The following is a 20,234-nucleotide window of genomic DNA, read 5'->3' as shown; positions in this document are numbered from 1 at the left end:
AACTCTTATAAAATAGCGCTTAACTGATTAGATAAACTAATAAACGCATTTTATTAAGTAGATGCAAATTAATATATCATAGTTTGTTAAATAAAATGTAAAATGCCGCGTTAGATTGGTGAATTTTTTATGCCAATTCCGACTAACAAAATAAATGGGCTAAAAAGCTGCGACATCTTTGAGGGGATAGCGAATTTGAGTGATTAACAATTGATCAGATAATTCAAAGTGAATGCTGGCTTCATGACCAAAATACTGACGCAAAATTGCCACTTGGCTATTAAACTGTAGTTTTTGGCGAATATCTTGACAAATCAGCTGATACGTCGTTGCCGGTAGCTCAATTTCGATATCAATTTTGGCCACATCGTTTTGCCAATCGATACTAATAATAATGTGAATGGGGTCGGTGCTGTTTTCAACAATCAGTACGATCAGTTTTTCAATCACTATTTGTAGCGATAACGAGGTAATCACCATGTCATAGAGCAAATCTTCATCGGGCAAATGCCAAGTTACCTTCAGCTTTTTATCAAAACGGTATTTTTCGATGCTCAAATAGCTTTCGCATAGCTCCATCTCATCAAGTAGCGCAATCTCACGCGTTTCATCAAAGCTCACCCGATACAAATTTGAGATATGACGAATCATTCTCTCGGCTTCATACGGATCGGTTTCTATCAAGTACTGCATAGTATTGAGTAAATTAAAGAAAAAATGCGGGGTGATACGCGCCTTTAACTGCTCGTTTTGTTCGATGAGTTTTTGTTGGGTACGCAGTTCAGCGCGGCGAATATTTTGATACTGTATCTCAAAATAAGTGAGCAGCACCGCTATCATCAAAAAGGCACATAAAGTATTGACCAGGGTTTCTAGTATCAGCGTATTTAAACTGACTTCATAGCCCAGTGTGAAAAATAACAGCAACCGACCTAGCAAGCTCAGTACCGGCACGATAATAAACGAAGTCGATAGCAGATAGGCGGTAATTTGTTTTGAACGCCAATTAAATTCTTTGAATTTTTTGGCAGAATTCGCCACAAAAACCATTTCACCCGTCACAGTTAAGATAGTAATGACCACCGTTTCAATGCTATGGCGGATAATCAAACTGATATCATTAGTAAAAGTTAAATAGGTTAAAATCGAAACCAGTGAAAAAAACGCGATATAGCTTGCCCACAGTTTGATGGTCTGTTTTTCGCTCATATTGGGCAGGAAAAAGGTGCTGGTGAGCGGCTCTTTAATCCGCTTGAGTGAAATTTGTGAGGCATCCTCAGTTTTTGCTATACTAGCCCTAGATTTTGCAGAGGGAAATAACAGCTCCAGCAATCTCATTATTTTTATTCCTTTCACACTTACACAAAAAATGGACGTATTATGAGCAATCAAATTTCCGCTGATTCTAGCACATCTAGTATGTGGGGTGGACGTTTTAGCGAAGCCACCGACAGTTTTGTCGCTGAATTTACCGCGTCTGTCGGATTTGACCAACGTTTTGCCAATCAAGACATTGCAGGCTCGATTGCTCATGCCACCATGCTTGCCAAAGCGGGGATTATCACCGAGGCAGACAAAGACCAAATCGTTGGCGGTTTGACCCAAATCAAACAAGAAATCGCCGATGGCAAATTTGTGTGGTCGGTGGCGCTTGAAGACGTGCACATGAATGTGGAGTCTCGTCTAACCGCTATTATTGGCGATGTCGGCAAAAAACTGCATACGGGACGTAGCCGTAATGACCAAGTCGCGACCGATATCCGTTTATATCTGCGTGACCAAACCGATATTATTTTAGGATTGTTAAAACGTCTACAAACGGGCTTACTGGATTTGGCAAGCCAGCATACCGACACTATCATGCCAGGCTTTACCCATCTGCAGACCGCGCAGCCTGTCAGTTTTGGTCATCATGTGATGGCATGGTTTGAGATGCTAATGCGTGATAGCGAGCGCTTGATTGATGGTCGAAAACGTATCAACCAAATGCCCCTAGGCGCCGCAGCGCTGGCAGGTACGACTTATCCGATTGAGCGGGAATATACTGCCGAGCTTTTGGGTTTTGAAGGGATTTGTCAAAACTCGCTGGATGCCGTATCCGACCGTGATTTTGCCATTGAATTTGCCAGTAGCGCAAGCCTGTTAATGATGCACTTGTCACGTATGAGTGAAGAAATCATCTTGTGGATGTCAGCGCAATTTGGGTTTGTGGTCGTCCCTGATCGTTTTTGCACGGGCTCATCGATTATGCCACAGAAGAAAAACCCCGATGTGCCAGAGCTGGTACGGGGTAAAGCTGCACGCGTGTTTGGCGATATGATTACCCTATTGACATTGATGAAAAACCAACCGCTGGCTTACAACAAAGACAACCAAGAAGATAAAGAGCCGTTATTTGACGTGGTAGATACTGTAACAGGCTCTCTACTTGCTTTTGCTGATATGCTACCAAACTTGATTCCAAACAAAGAAAATATGCGTGCCGCGACCATGAAAGGTTATGCGACCGCCACCGATTTGGCGGATTATCTAGTGCGTAAAGGCTTAGCCTTCCGCGACGCGCATGAAGTAGTGGGTAAAGCAGTAGCATTAGGTGTGCAAAAAGGCGTGGATTTGAGTGAATTATCGCTCGATGAGCTTCAAGGCTTTAGCGACTTAATTGGTGAGGACGTGTTTGAATATCTGACCCTTGAAGGCTCGCTCAATGCCCGTAACCACATCGGCGGTACAGCGCCCAATCAAGTCAAAATGGCGATTGAGCGTGGGCGTCAGCGTATCGAACAATTAGGTCATTAATATGCCAAAACTGTTCTCGTATGGCACATTACAACAAGAAAATGTACAGCTTGCTACCTTTGGGCGTACACTGGTGGGTAATAAAGACCAACTTATTGGCTACCAGTTGGGTGAAATCGAAATTACCGATGACAATGTGCTCGCCACAAGTGGCAAACGTTTTCATCCGATACTACTTAAAACCAATAATCCAACCGACAAAGTGGCAGGTGTGATTTTTGACATTACCGATGATGAGCTTGCCCAAGCCGACCGCTACGAAGTCGATGCCTACGCACGAGTGGAAGGTCACTTTGACAGTGGCGCTACCGCTTGGATTTATGCCGATGCAAGCGACATAGACTAAAAACTATTAAAAGGATAACAAATGGAAACTTATAACCCCGCTGACCACATGGTCATGTGCCGTAAATACAAACAAAAGCTACCCAAAATGCCAAAACCGCCGTTTCCTAACAAGCTGGGTGAAGAATTGCAAAACACCGTGTCTGCCAAGGCGTGGAACGAATGGCTAGAGCACCAAACCATGCTCATCAATGAAAATCACTTAAGCATGATTGACCCAGAAGCCAAAAAATTTATTACCGAACAGCGCAATAAATTTTTGGATAATGAAGACTACGAACGCCCAAAAGGATGGACGGCGCAAAAATAAATAAGCGCTAACAACAAAAAACCCCAAGTAGAGTTATTTGGGGTTTTTGCTTTTTTGGTGTTGATTAAACCATGACAATCAAAGTTTAACCCATTTAGGCAGATAATGAATAACGCAGTTAAAGCCTTAAGCTTGCGCTTCTTCTTTACGCACTGACAGTTTTTCACGGATACGTGCTGATTTACCAGAACGGTCACGTAGGTAGTAAAGTTTGGCACGGCGTACATCACCACGACGTTTTACTTCAATTTTTGCAATTTGTGGTGAATGGGTTTGGAACGCACGTTCAACACCTACACCACTAGAGATTTTACGTACGGTAAACGCAGAGTTTAAGCCGCGGTTACGTTTAGCGATAACAACACCTTCAAATGCTTGTAGACGCTCACGGTCGCCTTCACGCACTTTTACTTGTACGACAACAGTGTCACCAGGACCAAAACTTGGTACGTCTTGCTTAAGCTGGCTATTTTCGATTTGTTGAACCAAAGGATGTTTGTTACTCATGAGATTTTCTCCTCTCACTGGGGACAGAGGCTAAGCTGACTAAGGTTAGTTGATGTCAGCAAATGCGCATACTCCCCGCTAATTTTATGTGCCTTGATAGCAATCGACACGATTAGGGCATCCGTCAAGTGGATGAATCTGGGTTGCTGTCTTTAGCAGATTGCGCTGCTTCTGTCAGCCATTTTTGTTGCTGTTTGGTTGGCACAAAGGCTTGCCACAAATCAGGACGTCTTAACTGGGTGCGTGTTGCCTGCTGAATAAATCGCCACTTGGCGATATTGGCATGATGCCCTGACAACAGCACGTCCGGCACTTTCATCCCTTGATATTCAGTCGGTTTAGTATATTGTGGACAATCGAGCAAGCCATCCACGAAGGAGTCTTGCTGCGCCGATAAATCATCGCCCATTACATTGGGCAATCGGCGTATCACACTATCCATCAATACCATCGCGGGCAATTCACCGCCTGTCAGCACATAATCACCAATTGAGCACTCGATATCGACAGACTGACTCAGTAGTCTTTCATCGATGCCTTCATAACGACCGCATAACAAAATCAAGCCGTCATATTGGCAAAAATCAAGCACCCTGCTTTCGCTCAGTGTCTTGCCTTGTGGCGATAAATATACCACAGGACAGGTTTTACCGCGCGCATTGGCTTGCGTTTTGGCGTAGTCGATGGCTTTTTGTAACGGCTCTGCCATCATCACCATGCCAGGACCCCCACCAAACGGACGCTCATCGATACGCCGATAATTGTCTGTGGTAAAGTCTCTTGGGTTAATCAGCAAGATTTCCGCTTGCTTGCGAGCCAGCGCCCGCCCAGTGATGCCAAAGTCAGTAATACTAGCAAACATTTCGGGCAAAATGGTTATTACCGCAAAAAACATACGCTACACTCACTTTAGCTTGGCATTAACAACGCCTTGTTGATTGACAACTCACATCGAATAAATGCTAGGCACCCATCAAGGATGAATACGCAAATGTTAATCATCAATGCTAGTTATCAACGTTTAATAATCACTGCCCCAATCAACCATCAGGGTCTGCTCGGCTAAATTCACCTCGCCAATGGTCTGTTTGTGCCAAGGAATCAATCGTTCTTCGCCGTCCACACTATCAGCAGTCGACTCGACTACCATAATGGCATGGGCTCCTGTTTCAAACAGCTCTTTTACACGTCCTAAAATGACATTTTCTGACTGGCTAATCACCGTCAAACCAATCAAATCTGACCAATAATATTCGTCTTCTGCAAGCTCAGACAGATTGTTTTTTTCTGCCCAAAGGCTCACGCTAAACATGGTTTCTGCGATATTGCGGTCGGGTACTTCGTTAAGTTGTACCACGTAGCCTTTACCTTGTTGTCGCCAGTTTTTTACCGTTAAGGTCTTTTGACCCATGGCAGTATTGATGACCCAAGGCTGCATATCAAATATCGCTTCACGGTCTTCAGTAAAGCTAAATACCCATAGCCAGCCATGAATGCCATAAGGCTTTTTTAGCTCGCCGATTTTAAACAGCGATGCGTTAGCCTCATTGGTATGCAAGTCTGTCGGTTGTTTTGCCATATTAAAGTCCGCTCTACTTAATTTTTATAAAAAATTAAGCAGTTGCTTGTGCTTTGCTAGCTGCTTTAAATAAAGCGGCAACACGATCAGAAGGTTGTGCGCCTTTGTTGATCCATGCTTGGTAAGCGTCAGCGTTGATGCGTAGTGGCACTTCTTGACCTTGCGCTAGTGGGTTAAAGAACCCGATGTTTTCGATGTAACGACCGTCACGGGCATTGCGTGAGTCGGTTACCACGATTTGATAAAATGGGCGTTTTTTCGCACCACCGCGTTGTAAACGGATAACTACCATAATGTTCTCTCTGTGAATGCAATCAATTGAATCTAGTTCAGTGGTTAGAGCCTAAAAGACCCAAACAATTGAAAAACGGCATAAATACAGTTTTAGCAAAGTTTAGGTACACCAAAAAGGGCAATAGTTTAGCATATTTTTATCAAAATCAATAGCTTTTTGGGGTAAATTTTGACTTTTTATATTTAGTGCAAGTTTAATCACATTGAAGCGATGCCATCACCCGCCAGTCCATAAATCCAATCCATAAAAAAGGCGCTTATTTGCGCCTTTTATGATTGAATAGCCAATTATCGTATTATCAAATCATGGTTTCAATCAGCACATACACCCCTGCCCCGACCAGATAGCCAATCAGTGCAAGCCAAGTGATTTTTTTCATGTACCACATAAACGGGATTTTCTCCATACCCATCGCCGCCACGCCCGCGGCCGAGCCGATAATCAAACAGCTACCGCCTGTCCCCGCACAATAAGCCAAAAACTCCCAAAACATGCCATCTTGACGAAATAGCTCAAGGCGCACTGCTTCAGCTGTCGCCGCTTGCGCGATACTGGCATCGGTGGTCAGCGGATACATATTCATTGCCCCTGCTACCAGAGGCACGTTGTCCACGATTGAGGATAACAAACCAATCATGACATTGATGAGATACACATTGCCAAAAGTGGCATCCAGCCATTTTGCTACGTCACCGAGTATGCCCGCAGTGGCAAGCGCTGCCACCGCCAATAAAATACCGAGGAAAAATAAAATACTGGGAATATCAATACGGCTTAGCACGCCTTCAACCCCGATACGCTCACGAATATAATGATCTTGGTGACGGTGCATGATTTCAGTGACCATCCACAGTACTGCCAAGCCAAACAACACGCCCACATAAGGGGGCAAATGGGTAAGGGTTTTAAAAATTGGCACAAATGCCAATGCACCCAAACCTAGCAGTAACACTGTCATGCGCGTTTTTTGACTGATGCTGTCTTGGGCGTTTGATTTGATGGTAGCACGTAAGCTTTCAATACGCTGCTCTATAGGCATGCTAGCCAATTCACTGTCAGATTCTTGTCCGCTTGGCAGTACAGGCGCGTTCACGGTTTGACCTTTGAGTCGCATCATCACCAAACCCATTGGGATTAATGTACATACAATACTTGGGATAAACACATTTGCCATAATGCCCGTTGCGGTAATCTGCCCACCAATCCATAGCATGGTGGTGGTGACATCACCCACAGGTGACCAAGCGCCACCTGCATTGGCCGCAATCACAATAAGACCGGCAAAATACCATCGCATTTTTTGGTCATCGATGATTTTTGATACCAGTGATACCATCACAATGGTGGTGGTTAAGTTATCGAGTAACGATGAGAGAAAAAAGGTGATAATCGTAATAATCGCGAGTAGTTTACTGGCATTTTTGGTATGGATTTTATCGGTAATCACTCGAAAGCCATCATGCGCATCAATCAGCTCAACAATCGCCATCGCGCCCATCAAGAAGAACAAAATCTCGGCGATTTCTGCCAAATGCTCACGTAACTGCTCGCCGACAAAATGCAAGGAATCTTGATGATTGGCAAGACTGGCGGTCACCGAATGGTTGGCAACAAGCGTATCGATACCAAAGGTCAGCAGTACCCATAACGCAATCGCAGTCAGTAGCGCGCTGGCAGCTTTGTTGACATGGATGTTATGCTCAAAGGCAATCGCCATATACCCTAATATAAAAATCCCTGCTATCACCACGTATAACATTATCGCTACCCCTGTTATGCTAATACCCACATGCAAAATATCTTAACCTTAGTTGGCATTATACGGTAAAATTATCGCCAAATTCTAGCGACACGCATTTTGACCAACCTTGCTCAATTTGCGCCAACCGACAACAGGACAACCCCATGACGACGTTATCAACTACGCCAACTTTAATTATCCCTGCCATTGACCTCAAAGACGGCAAATGTGTCCGCCTAAAACAAGGGCGTATGGAAGACGATACCGTATTTAGTGACGACCCTGTCGCAATGGCAAGTCGCTGGGTAAAAGAAGGCGCTCGACGCCTGCATTTGGTGGATTTAAATGGTGCTTTCGATGGCGTGCCTGTGCATAAAGACGTTGTCACCGCGATTGCTAAAGCCTACCCAAATTTACCCATTCAACTCGGTGGCGGTATCCGTAGCCTTGACACCATCCGTCATTATTTAGAAGCGGGTTTGACCTATATCATTATCGGTACCAAAGCAGTCGAACAACCTGAATTTGTTGAACAAGCGTGTCAAGAATTTGCCGGTCATATCATTGTGGGTATTGATGCCAAAGATGGTATGGTAGCGACGCATGGCTGGGCAAATGTGACTGATGTCAAAGCGGTGGATTTGGCAAAACGCTTTGCCGATGCAGGCGTATCTTCTATCGTCTATACTGATATTGCGCGTGATGGCATGATGCAAGGCGTCAATGTCGAGCAAACGGTTAACTTGGCAAAAGAAGGCGGTATTCCGGTGATTGCCTCAGGTGGGGTGACGGACTTACAAGACATCGAAAATCTAAAACCCTACAGTGATTATCTTGAAGGTATTATTACAGGGCGTGCCATTTATGAAGGTACCCTCGATATTGCTGCGGCGCAGGCGCTTCTCGATAGCTAGCAGGCGCTACTCAATAGCTAAATGCTATTTAATTCGCTATATGACGGAAGGTCAGATTAATTCTACCTTCCGTTACTTTTTTGGTCTTAGGCAGGCTGTGTAACCAATGGCGCTGGGTTTGTCCACGCATGACAATTAGCTGTCCATTTTGCAAAGGAATCTCGACTTTTTCCTTGGTGATACGGTGCTTGAATACAAATTTACGCGTTGCCCCTAATGAGACAGACGCGATAATGGGTTCATTACCCAGTTCGCTTTCATTATCGGCATGGTAGCCCATACCATCATCGCCTGTGGGGTAATAATTAAACAAACAGGCGTTAAAATTTGCGCTCATCTGTTGCTCAGCCAGTAGCAATTCTATGTGCTGTTTTAATGCCAAAACATCCGCGGTCCAAGGCGTTGCCGTCTTGCGTTGTCCAGAATAGTGATAATCGTTTTCACTCATCCACACGATTTGGCGATGGGTGACATGGGTTTTGCCAAAAATTGTGACAACGTCATGCTGCCAAGGTAACTGCGTTAAAAAATGCCGATAAAGCGCATTGGGCTCATAAGCGGGGCTGTCAAAAACCTGCCCAAAATCATTGACAATGCCATCGTAGGGCAACAAATTCTCGTTGGGATTGGCGGCAAATAAACTCATGTTAGCTTGTCAACTTCAGCTTTTGAAAAATGAGCTTGGCGCATAATTCTGGTGCTTCAAGTGGCAGTAAATGTCCATAGTCATTGAGCACCGTCATTTGCTCCTTGGGCACGAATGTATCCCACATTTGACGCACTTGTTGACTGATAAACATCGACGGCTTACCGATAATTAACTGCACAGGCACTTTGTTGTCGGCAAGAAGCTGTTGTAACGGTTTCATAATCAGCGGTGTGCCACAATAATTGGCGAGTTCTTGCTTGGGTGAAAAACGTAGCGTGAGTTCCGCCTGCTCACCTGCCTCTAAACTATTTTTGGCATAGGTTAAAAGGTGTTCATCACTGATACGTTTGTACGCTTTATGACGGCGAAGAAACTGATAATACGCATCCACACTGGGCCAGTCGGCTTGTTTAACTTGGGTGCTTTTAAAGGGTTCTCGAGTCATTTTTACCATGCGTGGCACTAGGCTGTAAAGCTTGCCTTGCTGGTTGGTAAAGGTGACAGGCTCAAGCAAATAAAGCGCGCTAAACAAGTCTGGGCGTTTGGCAGCTGCCATGGTGGTGGCAGTTGCCCCTTGCGAATGTCCGATACCGATGACGGGCTTGCCGTCTCGCTCTGCTAGGGTGGCTTGCAAGAACTCAATCAAGATATCGGCATCTTGTTCCCGCGTCAGCGCGTTTTCGGTCGGTTTATCGTACCATTCACCCCGCATGGTTAGCGCGGTGATGTTAAGATGTTGCGCTAAGTCGCTCAAGAGTGGCTCATAGACGCCTAATGCAAAACCGTTACCGCCGTAAAAATGGGCATTCTGGCTGGCAGTGGGGTTTTTGATGTTATAGTATTTGGCGTTTTTGCCGTTTAGATTGATGCGTTGTTCTTCCATGCCAATTGTCCTAATTAATCACTTAGTCACTTGATTATAAGACCCAGTGAAAAGTTATGGCCACCCCTTTTGTGACTTGGCATTCACCCTTGCCATTGGGCTATATCAAATCTAACGTAAGTTAGCCGTACCTTTATTTAATCATCTTCCCCAAGAAAACCACCACTTTGTCTTGCCCACAATTTGGCATACACTCCATTTTGAGCTAAAAGCTGGGCATGGCTACCTTGCTCGACAATTTGTCCTCTATCCATCACCACCAATCTATCCATCGACGCAATTGTCGATAATCGGTGGGCAATCGCAATCACGGTCTTGCCTGCCATCATATCGTTAAGACTGTCAGTGATGGCGTATTCCACTTCGCTATCGAGTGCTGAGGTCGCTTCATCCAGCAGCAAAATCGGGGCATTTTTGAGCATCACTCGAGCGATGGCAATGCGCTGGCGTTGTCCGCCCGAGAGCTTGACCCCTCGTTCACCGACTTGGGTATCCAAGCCGACATTGCCTTTTGCGTCGCTTAGATGTTGGATAAACTCCCATGCATGCGCTTGTTTGGCGGCGCTGATGATTTGCTCATCGGTGGCATCTGGGCGACCATAGGCAATATTTTCTCGCACGGTGCGGTGTAGTAATGAGGTATCTTGAGTGACCATGCCAATTTGTTGGCGTAAGCTCTCTTGGGTGACATCGCTAATGTTTTGATTATCAATCAAAATCGCGCCCCCATCGACATCATAAAAACGCAGTAGCAAATTCACCAAGGTTGATTTACCTGCCCCAGAGCGCCCCACTAGACCAATTTTTTCACCTGCCTTAATTTCAAGGTTAAAATCATCGAGTAGTTTTTGCTTGGCATCAGTGTCATTGGTTTTATTGCCACTGCGACCATAATTAAAATCGACATGGCTAAATTTGATTTCGCCTTGCGTGATGAGTAAATCCCTAGCATTCGGCTTATCTACCACGGTATGCGGTTTTGACAAGGTTTTCATGCCGTCCTGCACGGTACCGATATTCTCAAACAATGCCGCCGTTTGCCACATTATCCAATGGGTCAAGCCGTTAAGACGCATCGCCATCGCAGTCGCTGCCGCAATCGCCCCCACGCTTAGGCCATTGTAATACCACAGGTACAAACCGAGCGCTACCGTAGTACCGACCAATACCACATTAATCAAATGATTGACCAGCTCAAGGCGGGACACCCAGCGCATTTGGTCATGCACCGTATCCAAAAACTGGCTCATCGCATCTTTGGCATAAGTTAGCTCACGGCGAGAGTGGCTAAATAATTTTACCGTCGTGATATTGGCATACGCATCCGTAATCCGCCCTGTCATCAAGGCACGGGCATCGGCTTGGCGACTGGCAGAGTTTTTAAGCTTGGGGATAAAATACGCCACAGTGGCAAAGAACATCACCATCCATAACAGAAATGGGATGAGTAACCAACCATCAAGGTGAAATAAAATAATGCCACTACTGACAAAATACACCAATACATACACCAGCATATCGGCAATGGTCATAATGGTATCGCGCACCGCAAGCGCGGTTTGCATCACCTTGGCAGACACCCGACCGGAAAACTCGTCTTGATAAAACTGCATGGATTGACCGAGCATTTGACGGTGAAAACGCCAGCGCATCTGCATCGGGAACACGCCTTGCAGGGTCTGAAAATGAATCAGCGAACTTAAGCCCACCAAAATCGGGCTGACCACCAACACAGCCGCCATCATTAGCAAACTATCGCCTTTTTCTGCCCACAGATTAGCGGGCGTATAAGCGCCCAGCCAGTTGACGATATCGCCAATCCACTTATAAAGTAGCGACTCATACACACCTATCAAGCCCGTCAAGAACATGAAGGCAAAAATCCAACCGCGCAGACCCTTGGTACACGCCCACAGAAACTTCAAAAAATTATCCGTCGGTAGGTTGTAATTGTCTTCTGGATAGACTTCCAGACGATTTTCAAAAAAACGAAATAAACCCATAATTGATTATCAGTAGTTTAAAATTATCTGTATTATTTTAGCAGATATTGAGGATTGATAGCAGCGTTGCTGACGGCTAGCTACAATCCTTTACATACAAGTAAACAATTTTCAACTTAATCCCTAAGGGGTAGTTATCAAAACTTTTTTGTCGCCATAAAAAAGCCATTATCCTAGAATAATGGCTTTTTTTGAGGCTTTTTTTGAAGCTTAGCCAACCGCTATGATATTGGGTAAAAATGGTAAAATCATAAGCTATGCAAATGACATTCTTATGAAGCCTTGTAAAGCTTGCGCGATAGATTGATGATAAGGCAAATTTACTGCGGTTAATTCGCCTTTTTATCCACTAATCAAACCGATAGATATCCATACCCAGATTGTAGTGAGCAAAGCTTTCATGCACTACCGACATCACATCCCCTGCGCCCCGCGCAAAAAATACAGGCAGTAAATGCTCGGGCGTTGGGTGATTGTGGCGCGCCAAACTATGCGCCTGCCAATCAAACATTGTTTTGTCATTGGCTTTTAGCTGATCTATTATCCAGTATTTAAAGGTTTTGGCTTGCGGCTCAATCTGTTGGCTGTTAAAACGCACATTGTATAAGTTATGGGTAATACTGCCCGATGCCACAATCAACACCCCTTGTTGTCGTAGCGGCGCAAACAACTGCCCAAGCTGATACAACTGACTGGGGCTAAACCCGTGTGGCAATGACACCTGCACGATTGGCACATCGGCATTGGGGTACATGTGTAGCAGCGGTGTCCAGACACCATGATCAAATGGTTGATTATCGACCACTTTAACCGCCACTTGCATTTGCGCTAGCTGCTTGGCGATACTTTGCGCAGCCGCCGGATGACCGGCTGCGGGGTACTGGATTTCAAATAGTGCTTTAGGAAAACCCCCAAAATCATGCAAGGTGCTGGGGGCTGGATTGGTATTGATCAGCCACTCGCCACTTTCCCAGTGCGCCGACATGATGAGGATAAGCTTTGGCTTTGGTAAAGCTGCGCCGAGCTGATGCAGCGCCTGAGTAAACGGCGTATCTTCGATCGCAATCGTCGGTGCCCCATGCGAGATAAATAAACTCGGCAGCGTTGGCTCGTCAATGCTTGCGCCGAATACATCAGTTAATGTTAAACCCTTCATGGCGACCTCCTATTGTTATCACCTAAAACTTTTATCACCTAAAATTTTATTAACTAGGCACTGACAGTTTGTCCACGATTATCAATCGAGAAAGCACCCGCGCCTGCGACAGATAAGTATAAGAAATCAAAACTATACAACACAGCGGCTTCCCCTTGGTTGAGCAGTGGCAACCAAAAATTATCAATGCCCGCGTGCATCATAAAGTATGCCACCGCCATTTGACCTGACAGAATAAAAGCGACAGGACGCGTGAACCAGCCCAAAATCAATAACACACCGCCGACCAATTCTAACACGCCTGCTAAGCCCATCAGCGAAAACAATTGCAAACCATCAAACATCGCCACATGCGGCACCCCAAATAATTTTGCCATGCCATGTAGCATAAAGGTGTAGCCCAGTACGATGCGAAGCAAGCCAAGTACATAAGGTTGGTATCGAGAAACATTGTTCATTGTTGTGTCCTATTATTCTAAAATTACGGTCATGAATATATGTGATGGCGCCATTATATTGATATCTTATTAAGAGAAAAACACATAAAATATTGATATATTATTTCTTATTAGTTGATAATTGAAATGACGCATTCAAGCGTTAATTCACTTGAAGCATTAACTGAATTAAGGATACACATGGATACGCTCAAAAGCTTGCAAGTATTTCGCACCATCGTAGAAAAAGGCAGTTTTACCAAAGCCGCTGACGCACTCGATATGTCCCTTGCCATGACTAGCAAACACTTACAACACCTTGAAGCCTATGTGCAAGCCAAGCTATTACATCGCAACAACCGTAATTTGAGCCTCACTGAAGTCGGTCAACAATACTACGCTGAAGCGGTACACGCCCTAGATATTTTGCAGCAGGCAAAAACCAAGGCACACGATGGCAGTGTATTGCCGGAAGGAAAACTGCGAATCATTGCACCGGTATGGTTTGCCACGCCCTATTTTGTCAATCTGCTTGCCAAATTCCAGCAAGATTATCCCAAAATTGAGCTAACGGTTGATTTGGAAAATCGCTTCACCGATTTGATTGCTGAGGGCTATGACCTAGCCCTGCGAGTAGTCAATACGCCACAAGATAATTTAATTGTCAAACCGCTGGGCAAAATAGATTTTTATTATGTCGCAAGTCCGCGTTTTGTTGCACAGCACGAGCCGCCTACGTCTGCAGACGAGCTCAGTGACCTGCCCGGGATTTTACCCAACTATACGCACATGGCAACCACCCTCAAACCCTATAACAGCAGTAATAACACTGTGATGATGGCACAGATGGCGCTGACAGGCATGGGCGCTGCAATATTGCCCGAATGGCTGATTGAGGATGAGATTGCGCAAGGACGACTGGTCAAATTGTTTGAGCAGCCATTTAGCAGCGTAGCGATTTATGCGGTGTATATGAATCGAGCATTTTTAAATTTAAAAATACGCTTATTAATTGATTTTTTGGGGGAGAACTTAATACAAAACGATTAGCCTGTTAACTGTTTCTATCCTTTAGGTCATGAGCTTTAGCGTCGAGTAATCAATGAAGCGGGCATCCGACTAGTTCATGTTGTTTGAATTGTACAAGTTGGGTATTGACTATTGCTATTAGTATGCGCATTATCTGATGATGTATTGCAACAATTTTTAATAAAAAAATTTTTCATATAACAACAATTTAGTAGAAAAATATTTGTTTAATTTTTCACCAAAATATTTCTCTTGCATCAATTTGGTTCATGTCATGATTTTTATGCGCCTATGGCATAGATTTTTTGTTTTACACTGCACCAACTTCAATAATTCGACTAATTTTGGTGCAAATTTGAGCGATTTTTAAGCTATTTTTCAACTATTTAACTGCCTTTCGCTTTGTTTTTTTTGGCATGAAATTTGATGAATTATTTAATAAGTTATTTATGGAATAATCTGTCAAGAAAATGTGTGCCATCGTGAGGCAAAAACTATGTCATCTTTCGTCATGAATAAGGAGCCAATAATGCCAATTGCCAAAGCATTTGATGAACTGCAACTCGCCGATGGGCAATATAGACATTCGGCACAACAGGTTGGTGCTTGGCTTCAAGAGATGAATTCAGACACGTTAATTAGTTTGAATAACCAAGCATCGGATATTTTTTATCGCCGCGGCGTGACCTTCACTGTGTATAGCGATGCCAGCAACATTGAGCGCATGATACCCTTTGATATCATCCCTCGCATCATTGACATCCAAGAATGGCAAGTGATGGAACAAGGCTGCCAACAACGTATCCGCGCGCTCAATCAATTTATCCATGATATTTATCACGAACAGACGATTGTCAAAGAAGGCATTGTGCCAAGCGAGTTTGTGTTTAAAAACAGTGGCTACGAGCCGTGGATGCTGGGTATCAACTTGGATAAACCCGTCTATGCCCATATTAGTGGCATTGATTTGATTCGCGACCAGCACGGACAATATTGTGTGCTTGAGGACAATTTACGCACCCCTTCTGGCGTCTCTTATATGCTCGAGAGCCGCAATGTGTCGCAAACCCTACTGAGCAAACTCTACCAATCTCAGTCGGTGTTGCCGGTGGCGGATTATCCAAAACGGTTAAAGGCGTGTCTATCAAGCACCACCAACAAATACGACCCACAAATCGTGGTACTCACCCCAGGGCGTTTTAACAGTGCCTATTATGAACATGCGTTTTTGGCACGTGAGATGAATGTGCCCTTGGTGCATGGCTATGATTTGATTGTAGAAAACAACCATGTCTACATCCAAGGGGTACGCGGCAAGGTACAAGTCGATGTGATTTATCGCCGTATTGACGACCCGTTTTTGGATCCGTTGGCGTTTTTACCCGATTCAATCTTGGGGGTGTCAGGGCTGATGAGTGCGTATCGTGCAGGCAATGTGGTGATAACCAACGCCCCAGGCACAGGGATTGCTGACGATAAAAGCCTTTATCCGTTTGTACCCAAAATAATTGAGTATTATTTGGGTGAAAAACCGATTTTACCCAATGTGCAAACCTATCAATGCAGTGATGCCGATGAGTTGGCATATGTGCTCGACCATATGCCAGAGTTGGTGATTAAAGAAACGCAGGGCTCGGGAGGATATGGGATGCTGATAGGACCGACGTCAAGCAAAGAACAAATTGCCGCTTACCGCAAACGCTTACTAGACAACCCAGCAGGGTTTATCGCCCAGCCGACCATTAGCTTGTCCACCAACCCAACCGCGGTTGCCAGTGGCATCGCACCGCGCCATATTGATTTGCGTCCTTTTGTATTGTCACATGGCGATGGCACAGTGGATATTGTACCAGGCGGATTGACGCGGGTAGCAATGACCGAAGGCTCATTGGTGGTCAACTCATCCCAAGGCGGTGGGGTAAAAGACACTTGGGTGGTCGATACCGTCAATGGCAAACTCAGCGGCAAACAAGGCACCGCTCATTTGGGCGCCATTCAAACCAACCATGAACGAAAATCGCAATCATCGACTTTATTGGCGTATGAAAATATCAACCATAATCGCTTAATTTTACTGTTATCAACAGCGAGCTACTTAGTGTGGCTAGGTCGATACAGTGAGCGCTTACGCTACTATGAACAAATCATTACCCGGCTGTCAAATGACCAGTGTAGCCAAACAGACGTCGATGCAATCGTGCACAATCTTGGCTTGCCGATTTCAGCCGATGCCGATGCCTTGTATGACTACCTTGCCAACAAAAAGGTGCCTGAAACCATTGGCTTTATCGAGCAAAATGTCCAAGATGTCAAAGGCGTTATTGGCAAAGATACGGCTGAACTCTATAACCTCATCAAACGGTTAGCCAATACGGGAGCGTACCGCGCCGCCAGCCTACAGCTCTATGCCTGCAATGCGTCGATGCAACAAGAAAACCCGATTGTGGTCACATTTTGGCAACTCGGACAATGTTTTGAATCGCTGGACTGTCATATATTGATGAAAAAAGATTGCCGTGAGTGCGTGCAAAGACTTAAAGAGGTTGTTAATACCTTGCCAGAAAACACCCGCTGGCGTGAGCTGGATCGATTGGTCAATCAACTGTTAAAGTCTAATCAACCCAAAGACTTTCAGTCACTATCGGGCGCGTTTTCAAATATTTTACAGCAAGGTGTATAAGCCAAAACTATTAGATGACTATCATCATTTTGACAAAAATAAGCAGTTAGTGAGAGTACAATGAGACTTATAATCAGCCACCAAACCAATTATTTTTATGAACAACTTGCCTTACGCAGTGTGCAATACATCCGCATGACGCCGATGACCCTACCCCACCAAACCATTCATAACTGGCAAGTGATGCTGCCTAAGGTTGCACAAATGCAAACGGACGGCTTTGGCAACCAATGGCTCACCCTAAGCCGTCACGAACCGCACAACAACTTGCAAATTCAAGCCTTTGGGGAAGTAGAAATTAACGCTGATACCTTATTTATCCCTGACAATCAGCAAGTGCCGTATCAGATTTTTGCCGTACCCACCAAGCTGACCCAATGCTCCGAAGCCATGCGTGAATTTGCCCATGACGCGCTTGAGCAGTTTTTGCAAAGTGAGGACATTGATGCGCAGTTAGCTATCCTCAAATCATTGGCAAAAGACTTGCTCAATAAAATGCCCTATACCAAAAGCGTGACCCATGTCGGCACCACAGCAGAGCAAGCGTTTGCGATGGCGGCTGGGGTGTGCCAAGACCATACCCATGTATTTTTGGCGCTGCTACGGGATAAAGGCATTGCAGCGCGCTATGTATCGGGTTATATTTATGAAGCGACCCAAGCGCATATGGCAAGCCATGCATGGGCAGAGGTCTGGCTTGCGGGTAATTGGTACACCTTTGATATCTCTAACCAACATTTTACCCCCAACTCCCATGTCTACATCGCCTTTGGGCGTGACTATGCCGATGCGGCGCCAGTGCGCGGGGTGAGAACAGGGGGCGGTGACGAGCGACTGTATAGTCAAGTCATGGTATCTACAAGCCCCCAGTACATACCGCAGCTTAACGCGCAGTTTGCAGCGCAGCAGTAATTTGCCACTATTAATTCACCAATATTTGCTAAACCAGTATTTGCTAAAAAGGAACAACCATGACCTATTGTGTGGGCATCAGACTTAAAGACGGGATGATTTTCGCCAGTGATACTCGCACCAACGCGGGCGTCGACCAAGTATCGATGTTTCGCAAAATGTATCAATACGGCATTGAAGGCGAGCGGTTTTTGGTGCTACAAACCGCCGGCAACTTGGCGACGTCACAAGCGGTATTTACCAAATTAGATAACGCCATCAAACTTGCGCAAGAGCGTAATCTGCATACCGTCCCTACCCTGTATGATGCCGCGCAATTGGTGGGTGAGTGCCTGCGAGAGACCACCATCCATGCCCAAACCATCGCACAAGAAACGGATACTAAGTTTAGAAGCAGTTTTATTTTGGGTGGACAAATCAAAGGACAATCCCCCGAAATTTATTTTATCTACCCTGAAGGCAATTGCATCAGAGCAACAACCGATACGCCTTTTTTCCAGTTAGGTGAAAGTAAATACGGCAAACCTATTTTAGACCGTTCCATGAATTATGACGCATCACTCAAATCAGCGATGCGAGCCATTCTGATTTCTTTTGATTCAACCATCCGCTCCAACTTATCCGTCGGTATGCCCATTGATGTGTTGGTCTATCACAATGACAGCCTACAGATGCCACAAGGGTTTCGCATTGATGAAAACGATGAGTACTTTGCCAGCATACGCCAACACTGGTCAGATGGGCTAAGAAAAATTCTAAATGAACTTGAAGACTCACCGGTGAGCTATTGGCAATAGCAACTGTCATACAGTTAAAAATCAACCCACGTCAAACCATCTAGCAGGTTCTTCACTGTGTCATCCCCTGTCCATTTATATCGTGCTTTTGGTTATACCGCGCTTTTGGTTATACCATTTTTGGCATATACCGCTCTTGACATAATCCGTTCCCGTCTATATCGACCAGTCCTAGGCAATTGCTTTACTATAGTTCAATTGCCTTGCCATAGATAATGCAAATACCTTGGGTTTTTGCTAGGCGGTTATTTTGGTGGGTATGGTATGATGTGATTTTTTATAATTGTTTGGTTTTTATGCTATGCAGCTAACTGATTTGGCACCTTGGGGTGAATCACTCAGAATCGCCGTAGAAGTCATTGGCACCATTGCTTTTGCCTTGTCAGGTATCTTGGCAGGCGTGCGCAAACGTATGGATATGTTTGGGGTAGCGGTGCTGGGATTTTTATCGGCGTATGGGGGTGGCACGCTGCGTGATATTTTGCTAGAGCGGCGGCCGTTTTTTTGGGTGTCCCAAGAGCTGATGTTATGGCTGGTGTTTGCGCTTTGTATTGTGGTGATGCTAGTCAATAGCCGCCGTCCGTTTCGTATCACCCCTGCGGCGATTCAATTGGCAGATGCGTTAGGGTTAGGCTTGTTTGTCGCCTCTGGGGTACAAGCGTCACTGGCAAGCGGTATGCCGATGGCGGTGTCAGTCATCATGGGGATTATTACTGGGGTATTTGGCGGGGTGATGCGTGATATTGCCTGTGGTGAGATGCCCACCGCGTTTTTTGACCATCGTCCGTATGCTATGTGTGCGTTGGTTGGCGGCTGGGTGTATGCGATTTTGGCGGTTTACAGCTCGCTTGCCGCTTGGGTGATTATGTTCATCAGTACCGTCACCACCACAGGGCTGCGTATTGCCGCGCTGGCGTTTAATTATCATTTACCCGGTTGGAAAAAAAGCGCCTCTTAGCTAACGAATTAGGTAGTCAACACATTTAGCCATCACTTTTGGTAGTTATCAAATTTGGCTTGGCTGTGCCAATCCGTTAATAAATATAAGGCTTTATCAAGCGGCTAAATCAAGCAAATAATACCGATGCTCGCATTTGATGACGTCAAGCTGGTAAGTCAGATAGGCATGATGGTCGGTTGGGGTTGGGATGTCAAGTGCTGCAGCCGCAAGATAATGATACAGCAAAATCTCGTTATATCA

General features: G+C 45.1%; 21 protein-coding genes. 9 read left to right on the top strand and 12 right to left on the bottom strand.

The genetic code is table 11. The annotated features are described in order from the left end of the window. Positions 1-159: 159 nt before the first annotated feature. On the bottom strand, positions 160-1,338 hold the full coding sequence (locus RTL34_RS05430; RefSeq protein ID WP_312115229.1) for a histidine kinase: 1,179 nt from the start codon (positions 1,336-1,338) through the stop codon (positions 160-162). A gap of 81 nt (positions 1,339-1,419) precedes the next feature. On the opposite strand from RTL34_RS05430, the gene argH reads away from it, so the two are divergent. The 3 genes from argH to RTL34_RS05415 are packed head-to-tail and all read left to right on the top strand — an operon-like array spanning position 1,420 to position 3,451. After that, complete coding sequence (argH, locus tag RTL34_RS05425) at positions 1,420-2,796, top strand: argininosuccinate lyase (protein WP_312115464.1); 1,377 nt, start codon at positions 1,420-1,422, stop codon at positions 2,794-2,796. Between the two features lies 1 nt (position 2,797). Next, entirely contained in the window at positions 2,798-3,142 is a 345-nt protein-coding gene (locus tag RTL34_RS05420) for a gamma-glutamylcyclotransferase family protein (protein ID WP_312115226.1), read from the top strand. A 21-nt stretch (positions 3,143-3,163) separates the two neighbouring features. Continuing rightward, positions 3,164-3,451 carry an oxidative damage protection protein gene (locus tag RTL34_RS05415; RefSeq protein WP_007115982.1) on the top strand — a complete coding sequence of 96 codons (288 nt, stop codon included), beginning with the start codon at positions 3,164-3,166 and terminating at the stop codon, positions 3,449-3,451. Between the two features lie 126 nt (positions 3,452-3,577). Here the strand turns inward: RTL34_RS05415 and rplS are convergent, their stop codons facing one another. The 5 genes from rplS to nhaD all read right to left on the bottom strand — a co-directional run bounded on the left by rplS (position 3,578) and on the right by nhaD (position 7,591). After that, complete coding sequence (rplS, locus tag RTL34_RS05410; protein WP_007115984.1) at positions 3,578-3,958, bottom strand: 50S ribosomal protein L19; 381 nt, start codon at positions 3,956-3,958, stop codon at positions 3,578-3,580. Positions 3,959-4,082: 124 nt separating this feature from the next. After that, positions 4,083-4,853 carry a tRNA (guanosine(37)-N1)-methyltransferase TrmD gene (trmD, locus tag RTL34_RS05405; protein WP_312115223.1) on the bottom strand — a complete coding sequence of 257 codons (771 nt, stop codon included), beginning with the start codon at positions 4,851-4,853 and terminating at the stop codon, positions 4,083-4,085. A gap of 126 nt (positions 4,854-4,979) precedes the next feature. Beyond that, positions 4,980-5,537 carry a ribosome maturation factor RimM gene (gene rimM, locus RTL34_RS05400; RefSeq protein ID WP_312115220.1) on the bottom strand — a complete coding sequence of 186 codons (558 nt, stop codon included), beginning with the start codon at positions 5,535-5,537 and terminating at the stop codon, positions 4,980-4,982. Between the two features lie 34 nt (positions 5,538-5,571). Next, positions 5,572-5,829, bottom strand: a complete 258-nt coding sequence (gene rpsP / locus RTL34_RS05395) for a 30S ribosomal protein S16 (RefSeq protein WP_007115987.1) — start codon at positions 5,827-5,829, stop codon at positions 5,572-5,574. 301 nt (positions 5,830-6,130) lie between these two features. Then, a complete protein-coding gene (gene nhaD, locus RTL34_RS05390; protein ID WP_312115216.1) occupies positions 6,131-7,591 on the bottom strand; it encodes a sodium:proton antiporter NhaD in 1,461 nt (486 codons plus the stop codon). 146 nt (positions 7,592-7,737) lie between these two features. Here nhaD and hisA point away from each other — a divergent pair, with 146 nt between their 5' ends. Next, positions 7,738-8,487, top strand: a complete 750-nt coding sequence (gene hisA, locus RTL34_RS05385; RefSeq protein WP_050325620.1) for a 1-(5-phosphoribosyl)-5-[(5-phosphoribosylamino)methylideneamino]imidazole-4-carboxamide isomerase — start codon at positions 7,738-7,740, stop codon at positions 8,485-8,487. Positions 8,488-8,515: 28 nt separating this feature from the next. Here the strand turns inward: hisA and RTL34_RS05380 are convergent, their stop codons facing one another. The 5 genes from RTL34_RS05380 to RTL34_RS05360 form a co-directional block, all read right to left on the bottom strand. Continuing rightward, entirely contained in the window at positions 8,516-9,133 is a 618-nt protein-coding gene (locus tag RTL34_RS05380) for an alpha-ketoglutarate-dependent dioxygenase AlkB family protein (protein WP_203172476.1), read from the bottom strand. A gap of 1 nt (position 9,134) precedes the next feature. Next, entirely contained in the window at positions 9,135-10,019 is an 885-nt protein-coding gene (locus RTL34_RS05375; protein ID WP_312115209.1) for an alpha/beta fold hydrolase, read from the bottom strand. A 137-nt stretch (positions 10,020-10,156) separates the two neighbouring features. Beyond that, positions 10,157-12,022, bottom strand: coding sequence for an ABC transporter ATP-binding protein (locus RTL34_RS05370; RefSeq protein ID WP_312115206.1), 1,866 nt, complete (start codon positions 12,020-12,022; stop codon positions 10,157-10,159). Positions 12,023-12,371: 349 nt separating this feature from the next. Beyond that, positions 12,372-13,178, bottom strand: a complete 807-nt coding sequence (locus RTL34_RS05365; protein WP_007115993.1) for a DODA-type extradiol aromatic ring-opening family dioxygenase — start codon at positions 13,176-13,178, stop codon at positions 12,372-12,374. A 53-nt stretch (positions 13,179-13,231) separates the two neighbouring features. Further along, positions 13,232-13,636 carry a DoxX family protein gene (locus RTL34_RS05360; RefSeq protein WP_312115201.1) on the bottom strand — a complete coding sequence of 135 codons (405 nt, stop codon included), beginning with the start codon at positions 13,634-13,636 and terminating at the stop codon, positions 13,232-13,234. Between the two features lie 180 nt (positions 13,637-13,816). Here RTL34_RS05360 and RTL34_RS05355 point away from each other — a divergent pair, with 180 nt between their 5' ends. From RTL34_RS05355 to RTL34_RS05335, 5 genes are all read left to right on the top strand, one after another. Then, positions 13,817-14,665: a LysR family transcriptional regulator gene (locus RTL34_RS05355; RefSeq protein ID WP_312115199.1), complete on the top strand. Its 849-nt coding sequence runs from the start codon at positions 13,817-13,819 to the stop codon at positions 14,663-14,665. A gap of 508 nt (positions 14,666-15,173) precedes the next feature. Further along, positions 15,174-17,324: a circularly permuted type 2 ATP-grasp protein gene (locus tag RTL34_RS05350; RefSeq protein WP_312115197.1), complete on the top strand. Its 2,151-nt coding sequence runs from the start codon at positions 15,174-15,176 to the stop codon at positions 17,322-17,324. A 60-nt stretch (positions 17,325-17,384) separates the two neighbouring features. After that, positions 17,385-18,236 carry a transglutaminase family protein gene (locus RTL34_RS05345; RefSeq protein ID WP_219332375.1) on the top strand — a complete coding sequence of 284 codons (852 nt, stop codon included), beginning with the start codon at positions 17,385-17,387 and terminating at the stop codon, positions 18,234-18,236. 59 nt (positions 18,237-18,295) lie between these two features. Continuing rightward, positions 18,296-19,033 (top strand): proteasome-type protease, encoded by a 738-nt coding sequence (locus RTL34_RS05340; RefSeq protein WP_065253868.1) that lies wholly within the window; start codon positions 18,296-18,298, stop codon positions 19,031-19,033. A gap of 301 nt (positions 19,034-19,334) precedes the next feature. After that, positions 19,335-19,991, top strand: a complete 657-nt coding sequence (locus RTL34_RS05335; protein WP_062333426.1) for a trimeric intracellular cation channel family protein — start codon at positions 19,335-19,337, stop codon at positions 19,989-19,991. 96 nt (positions 19,992-20,087) lie between these two features. On the opposite strand, the gene RTL34_RS05330 is transcribed toward RTL34_RS05335, so the two are convergent. Then, the gene (locus RTL34_RS05330; RefSeq protein WP_309574253.1) at positions 20,088-20,219 is read right to left on the bottom strand and encodes a hypothetical protein; all 132 of its coding nucleotides are present in this window, start codon (positions 20,217-20,219) and stop codon (positions 20,088-20,090) included. Between the last annotated feature and the right edge of the window lie 15 nt (positions 20,220-20,234).

Source organism: Moraxella sp. CTOTU47915, from assembly GCF_031986685.1.
In the GTDB taxonomy this organism is placed as follows: Bacteria; Pseudomonadota; Gammaproteobacteria; order Pseudomonadales; family Moraxellaceae; genus Faucicola; species Faucicola tetraodonis.
Note: the sequence above shows the minus strand (reverse complement) of the source record. Positions and strands in the feature narration are given on the sequence as shown.